The following is a 7,157-nucleotide window of genomic DNA, read 5'->3' as shown; positions in this document are numbered from 1 at the left end:
GGGCGGCGGACGCGGAGACGGACGCCGGGGTCGCGAACGCGCCGAGGTCGACCGGGACGCCGTGGGAGGCCAGTCGGGCCACGAGGCGGGCGATGTCGCCGGCGCCGCGTGCCCCGCGCCGGTCGACGGAGACCGCCACGTGCGGCTCGTCGCCGAGCGTCTCGTGGATCCAGCGGGCGCACGTACTGCTCGGTCCGACCTCGATGAAGCAGCGGAACCCGTCCGCGTACGCCCGCCGCACCAGCCGCGGGAAGTCGACCGTCTCCCGCAGCGTGACGGCGATGTTCGCGGCGACGGCGTCCGGGTCGAGGCCGGTCACGGGCGCGTAGTGCCGGCTGCTGTAGAGCGTCAGGCCGCCGACGTCGCCGGTCGGGTAGCGGTTGAGGTCGGCGAGTTCGCCGAGGACGCCGTCGACGACCGGGCAGTGCATGACGTGGTTGGCCGGGGAGCGGGCGCTGCGGCAGTCCAGTGCGGCGACGAGCTCGGCGCACTGGCCGGGGTCGCCGGCGACCACGACCTCCTGCGGGGTGTTGACGTGGGTGATGAAGACCCGGTCGAAGCGCTCGACGGCCGCCCGTACGTCGTCGGCCGTGGCGAGCAGCACATGCGTGGCCCACACCCGCGCGTCCGGGACGTCGTCGCCGAGTCCCCACAGCTCGCGCACCGTGCGCTTGGGTCCGCGCAGCATGTCGTCGAAGAGCGGCGAGGCGCTGATCTTCGCGTCCCCGCGGGCGCTCTTGATCCAGCCGCCGGTGGCGAAGAGCATGCTGCTCTCCCCGAGGCTGTAGCCGAACGCCCCCTGCACGGGCACGCCCAGGACCTCCCGCACCAGGTCCGTCGACAGCAGCGCGTAGCTGGTGCCGGCGGCCAGCATCAGGGGGATGTCCTCGACGAGTTCGCCCTCCCGGCGCATCAGTTCGCGCCGTCCGAGGGGCTCACGGGAACGCGGGTAGAGGGCGGCGCTGCGCAGGAGCTCCGCCGGGAGTTCGGCCTGCGCCTCGAACCGGGGCAGCAGCCCGGGGAAGGCACGGAAGAGGGAACGGCCCAGGCCCAGGTAGGAGTTGAAGGCGCCGGGGAAGACCAGGGCCACCTTCGCACTGCCGCCGGTGCCGATCGGCCGGGAGGTGAAGTGGCTGCCGGAGGGCGAGGTCCACTCCCCGCCCGACCGCCACACCTGCGGCAGGTCCTTGACGGCCTGGTCGATCTGCCGGGCGAGCCCGGCGGTGTCGTCGGCGACGAGGACGGCCTTGAGCCGGGCGGGGCGGTCCTCGGCGAGGGCCGCCCAGTCCCCGTCGAGTGCCGCCCGCAGCTCGCCGAGCCGTCGCAGCAGCCCCTCGATGTCGTCGGCGCCGACGGGCACGACGAGGCCGCCGCCGGAGCGCGCCCAGTCGGTCTCGGCGACCTCGCCGCGCACCATGGCACCTGCCAGGACGACGTGGCCGTGGCTGCCCGCCGTGCCGGTGACGCTCACCGACGCCGCGCGCCGTCCGTCGCGCCGGGCCCGCAGCCAGGGGCGGGAGTCGGCGGGGAGGAAGAAGGCGGAGCCGTCCGGAGGGACGGCTCCGCCGCCCGGGGCGACCGGGAAGTAGGCGTGGTGCAGGCACAGCGCGGCCCGGATGACGGAGGCGAGCGCGGAGGCGCAGCCGGTGTCGCCGACGCAGGCGTGGACTGCGGACAACGCGGTGCGCAGCTCGCCGCCGGCCCGGTCACGGGTCCAGACCCGGGCCAGGCCCTCGCGTTCGGCGGCGGTAGCGGCGCCCGCCTCGACGAGTTCGACGTCGGCCGGGGTGAGCCCGGCGGCGGCCAGCGCGTCCTCGGCGGCGCGGGCGACCAGTTCGGGGCGGGCCCCGGGGGTTACGTCCCCGCGGTGGTGGACGGCGACGGCCTCCACCGTGGCGTACACGGTCCGTCCCGGCGGCACCGACGCGGGCCGGGTGACGACGACGGCCCCGGCACCCTCGCCGAGGACGCGCAGCCCGTCCCGGACCGAGCCGGGCTCCAGCAGTTCGCGGGCGAGGGTGTTCTCGGGCCCGGCCGCGAGGTCGACGGCGCCGACGAGGACGGCCTCGACGGTCGGGTCGAGCAGCAGCAACCGGGCGACGTCGAGGGCGTCGACGCCCACCGAACTGTCGGAGGAGAGGGTGAAGGAGGGGCCGGTCAGGTTCCACAGCGAGGAGACCCGGCTGGCCATGATGTTGCCGATGTAACTGAGCACCTCGTTGGGCTCGATGGAGTCGTGGACGCCGTTGCGGGCGGCCCGGGTGAGCTCGGCCAGTTGCCCGGGGGTGGGCTCCACGCCGGCCTGCGCGCACCAGTCGGCGAGCTTGCGGCCCAGTTCGTAGCGTGAACCGTGGCCGTGCGCGCTCGGTTCCATCTCCATGCCGACGACGACGGCGACCCGGCGCGGCCCGGCGTCCCCGCCGGTGCCGGGGCGCGGCCGCTCGTACCCGGCGTCGCGCAGCGCCTCCTCGGCGACGCGCATCATCAGCAGGTGCTGCTGGTTGAAGTGGTCGAGGTCCTTGGGCGGGATCTTGTACGAGGTCGCGTCGACCTCGAACTCCTCGACGTACGCGGCCCTCGGCGCGTGCTCGCCGGCGAGCCCGGCCCGGGCGAGGGGGCCGCCCTCGACGTCCTCGAAGCCGCGCCACCGCTGTCCGGGCAGCGCGCGCACGGCGTCCAGGCCCTCGTACCCGGCGCGCTCGAAGGCGTCCAGCGTGGTGAACGAACCGAAGTGCGCGCCCATGCCGATGACGGCCAGCGGCGGCACCGGCGTCGCTGCGGAAGCGGGCTCCGGAACGCGGTCGCGGTCACGGTCGGGGGCGGGGTCGGGGGCCGAGAGGACGACGTGCGCGTTCGTACCGCCGAAGCCGAAGGCCGAGACGCCGGCCCGGCGGGGACCGCCGCCCGCGGGCTCGGGCCAGGCCACCGCCTCACGGACGACCCGGTCGGCGACGGTCCCCGGCAGGGGCTGCCCGACGCCGATGGTGGGCGGGATCGTGCCGTGCGACAGGCCGAGGACGACCTTGATGAGGCTGGTCATGCCGGCCACGGTCAGCAGGTGGCCGATGTTGGACTTGACCGACCCCAGCAGCGGTCCGCGGCCGAAGAACGCCTCGACCCCGCCGAGTTCGGTGCTGTCGCCGAGCGGGGTCCCGGTGGCGTGGCACTCCAGGTACTGGACGGCCGAGGGCTCCACGCCCGCCTCGAGGTAGGCGAGTTCGTACGCGGCGAGCTGCCCGGCGGCGTTCGGCACCAGCATGTGCTTGCCCGGGCCGTCGTTGGTGAGGGCGAGCGCGTCGACGACCGCGTACACCCGGTCGCCGTCGCGCCGGGCGTCGGCCAGGCGCTTCACGGCGACCATGGCGGCGCCCTGGCCGGTGACGATGCCCCGGGAGCGGGCGTCGAAGGGCTGGCTGAAGCCGTCCGGCGGATAGGCCCGAAGGTCGGAGAAGGACAGGTGGATGACGGTCGGGTCGGGGGCGCAGACCCCGCCCGCCAGCATCAGGTCGGCGCGGCCCGTCTCCAGGTGGGCGCAGGCCAGCTTCAGCGCGTACAGCGCGGAGGAGCAGGCGGCGTCCAGGGTGAAGCGGGGCCCGTCGAGGCCGAGCGCCGCGGCCACCACCTGGGCGGGCATCCCGCCCGCCCACAGGTTGTGGGCGGCGGCGGTGCCCGCCGGGCCGGCGGCCCCGGCGGGGTCGCCGCCGGGTGCCGCCGGGAGACCGGCGTCCGCCAGTCCCCGGGCCACCGCCGAGTCCCACAACTCTCCGGCGACCCTGCCGGAGGCCGGGGTGGGGAACGGGTAGTTCCCGAACACCACCCCGGTCCTCCGTCCGCTCCGGCCGGCCGCGGCGCCGGGGGGAGAGCCCGCGTCGGCCAGAGCGTCCCCGGCCACCCGGAGCGCCCAGTGGAACGAGCGGTCCAGGCCGGCCAGGTAGTCGGACGGGAGCAGGTATCCGCTCGGGTCGAAGGCCGTCGCGTCCCCCTCCGTGAGGAACCCGCCCCGGGTGCAGTAGATGCGGTGCCGGTCGTCGGGGTCGGTCTCGCGGACCCCTGGGTCCTGCCCGAAGATCCGGCTGTCCCCGTCGGTGCGCGAGTCCACGCCGCCGGTCAGGTTCCGCCAGTAGTCGTCGGGTGTCCCTGCCCCGGGGAAGAGGCAGGCCAGGCCGACGATCGCGTACTTGCCCATGGTGGGTCAGCCTCCGAGTGTCCGAGTCGGTCCGGTCGGGTCGGCGGTCGTCAGACCGGGACGGCGGCGGTCGCGCCGGACCGTCCGGAGGGCCCGAACTTGCCCTCCAGTTCCGGGTCCTCGACCAACGCCACCCCGTCGAGCACCTGCAGGACCCGGCCCTCGCGGTCGAGCGCGGTGATCGAGCAGGTCACCCCGGTCGTGGCCGGCCGGACGTCCTCCACCACGATCAGGAAGTCCTCGTCGGCGGGCAGGGGGGCGAAGAGCCGGATCCGGGAGACCTCCATCGGCAGGCTCGCCCGGCCGCGGAACAGCCGGACCCACACCAGCCCGGCCTGCAGCAGCAGGTCGGCCAGGACGGGGCTGTGCCGCAGGCCGTGGTAGGCGCCGTGCGCCGGGACGGGGTCGCCGAGACGGGCGCCGAGCAGCAGCCGGTGCTCGTCCGAGGCGAGGATCCGGCGCAGCCCGCGCAGCGACGGGCCGTGGAAGAGCGTGCCGTCGCGGTAGAGGTAGCCGGCGTCGGTGCCGCTCGCCGCGCGGGCCGCCTCGGCGAGGTCCGCGCGGTCCGCGGGACGCGGACCGGGTCCGGCCGTGCCGACGGTGCCGCCGTACGCGGGGCGGCTGCGCCCGGCGGTGTCGACGGCGGAGGCCAGCACGTCCAGGGTGCCGGGACCGGCGTTCCGGCCGGGCTCCACGAACAGCCGCAGCCGCTCGGGGACCTCGCCCTCGGCGCCGTCCAGGACGACCCCCTTGAAGACCTTGAACCCGCTGACCTCGGTGACCGTCCCATCGGTCGCCGTCTCGACGGCGTTGAGCAGGGCGCCGACCGCGGCGGTGGCGGGCAGCACCCGCCTGCCGCCGATCGCGTGGTCGGCCAGCACCGTCTCGGCGGCCAGCCGGTCGAGCCCACGGTCCACCAGCAGCGACACCGGCGCGCCGGACCCGGTGGCGGGCGGCGCCGACAGCGGCTTCAGCGGGCCCGCCACGATGACCGTGTCGTGGCCGCGCTCCGCCGTGAACTGCTCGGCGAAGATGCCCGCCCCGGTCGCGACCGGCACCAGCTCCACCCCACGGGAGGCGAACATCCGGCGCAGGTCGTCGGTGACCATCCCGCCGTCCCAGGCACCCCAGTTGACCGAGGTCACCCGGGCCGACGGCAGCTCCCGCTTGAGCCGTACGGCGAGCCGGTTCAGCGCCTCGTTGGCCACGGCGTAGTCGGACTGGCCGCGGTTGCCGAAGAACCCGGCGACCGAGGAGAAGAACACCAGGTGCCGCAGGGCGGCGGTGCCGCGCAGCGCGTCCAGGACGTTGCCCAAGCCGACGATCTTGGTGCCGAGGACCCGGTGGACCTCCTCCGCCGTCTTGTCCGCGATCAGCCGGTCGGCCAGCACACCCGCGCCGTGCACGACCCCGGTGACCCGGGGCGCGTACGGGGCCAGGGCGGTCCGCACCGCGGCGGCGTCGGTGATGTCGACGGCGACGTACTCCACGCTCCCGCCGTACGCCCGCAGCCGGCGCAGGTTCTCCGAGATCTCCCGGCTGCCCGTCAGCTCCCGGTAGACCGCCTCCACCCCGCGCGGGGTCGGCTTCTCGCCGCCGGCGGCGATCCGCCGGGCGATCGCGCCCTTCAGCGTCGCACCCTCCAGCCCGGCGGCCCACTCGGGCTCCGGGGCGGCCTCGCTGCGGCCGAGCAGCAGGAGCCCCGCCGGGCGCGCCGCCACCAGCGCCCGCAGGCAGTCCGCCGTGATGCCGCGCGCTCCGCCGGTCACCACGAGCAGGTCGTCCGCGCCGATCTCCGGCACGGCCACCGCGGGCCCGGCCGGTACGTCCGCCGACGGCACGACGGTGCGGCGGCCCTGCGCGTCGTGCCCGACGTCGGCGAGGTCGCCCGCCAGGTCCTTGATCTCGCCCAGGAAGCGGGCCGCGATCGTGTGGTCGTCCAGCCCGGGCGCGAAGTCCACGGTGCGGGTGAACAGTTCCGGCACCTCGATGGCGAGGGTCTTCACCAGTCCGCTCACACCGCCCAGCAGCGCCGGGCCGGACGCACCACCGCGGTAGCCGTTCGCCCCGTCCAGCTGCGTGACCGCCACGAACGCCGCGCGCGTGCCCCCGGCCGCCGCGGCCTTCAGCGCGGGCTGCGTCTGCCGGGCCACGAGCACGGTGTGCGCCAGCCGCCGTGCGGCGTCGGCCCACTCTTCCGCGGCCGCGGCCGCCACCTGGACGACGAGGTCGAGCCTGCCCGCCGTCACGACGCGGGCCAGTTCGTCGGCGTCCCACGTCCGCAGCGACCGTACGGCGTCCGCCTCGGCCGCGGTCGCCACCCCGTCGGGCAGCCCCACGACCTCCACCCGCCAGCCGTCCGCGCGCAGCGCGGCCACCACCGGCCGGGTCAGCGTCGACCCGTCGTCCACCACGAGCGCGGTCCGCTGCTCGGCGTACGCCCCCACGACCGCGTACGGCGCGGGCAGTTCGCGTAACGCCGCGAACGTCCGCCCGATCCCGGACGCGGCCGGGTACGTCACCGTCAGCGGCGCCTCCGCACGGGTCGCGGGGACGGGCGCGGGGCCGGTGGTGGAAGCGGAGGCACCGGCGAGGAACCCGGCGATGTCGTCCAGCGTGCGCAGCTCACCCAGCCGCTCCGGATCGATGTCCCCCGACACCGGGAACCGCTCCTGCAGCGCCCCCATGATCTGCACCCGCTTGATCGAATCGATCCCCAGGTCGGCTTCGAGATCCATCCCCGGCTCCAGCATCTCCGCCGGATAACCCGTCTTCTCCGCCACCACCTCAAGCAGCGCATCGAGCACCGCAGAGTCGGCAGCAACAGGAGCAGCCTCCGGCGTCTCTACCGGTGCCGGCGTGGCAACGCCGCCGAGGAACCCGGCGATGTCGTCCAGCGTGCGCAGCTCACCCAGCCGCTCCGGATCGATGTCCCCCGACACCGGGAACCGCTCCTGCAGCGCCCCCATGA

Annotated in this window: 2 protein-coding genes; both read right to left on the bottom strand. The window is 75.6% G+C overall.

Annotation, left to right across the window (positions count from 1 at the left end):
- Positions 1 to 4,186, bottom strand: a 4,186-nt coding sequence (locus PV350_RS26465; protein WP_500336455.1) for a beta-ketoacyl synthase N-terminal-like domain-containing protein, incomplete at its 3' end; no start/stop codon positions are given.
- Between the two features lie 50 nt (positions 4,187 to 4,236).
- On the bottom strand, positions 4,237 to 7,157 hold a 2,921-nt coding region (locus tag PV350_RS26460), incomplete at its 5' end, for an SDR family NAD(P)-dependent oxidoreductase (RefSeq protein WP_500336453.1).

The organism is Streptomyces sp. PA03-6a (assembly GCF_033792765.1).
Lineage (GTDB): Bacteria > Actinomycetota > Actinomycetes > Streptomycetales > Streptomycetaceae > Actinacidiphila.
Note: the sequence above shows the minus strand (reverse complement) of the source record. Positions and strands in the feature narration are given on the sequence as shown.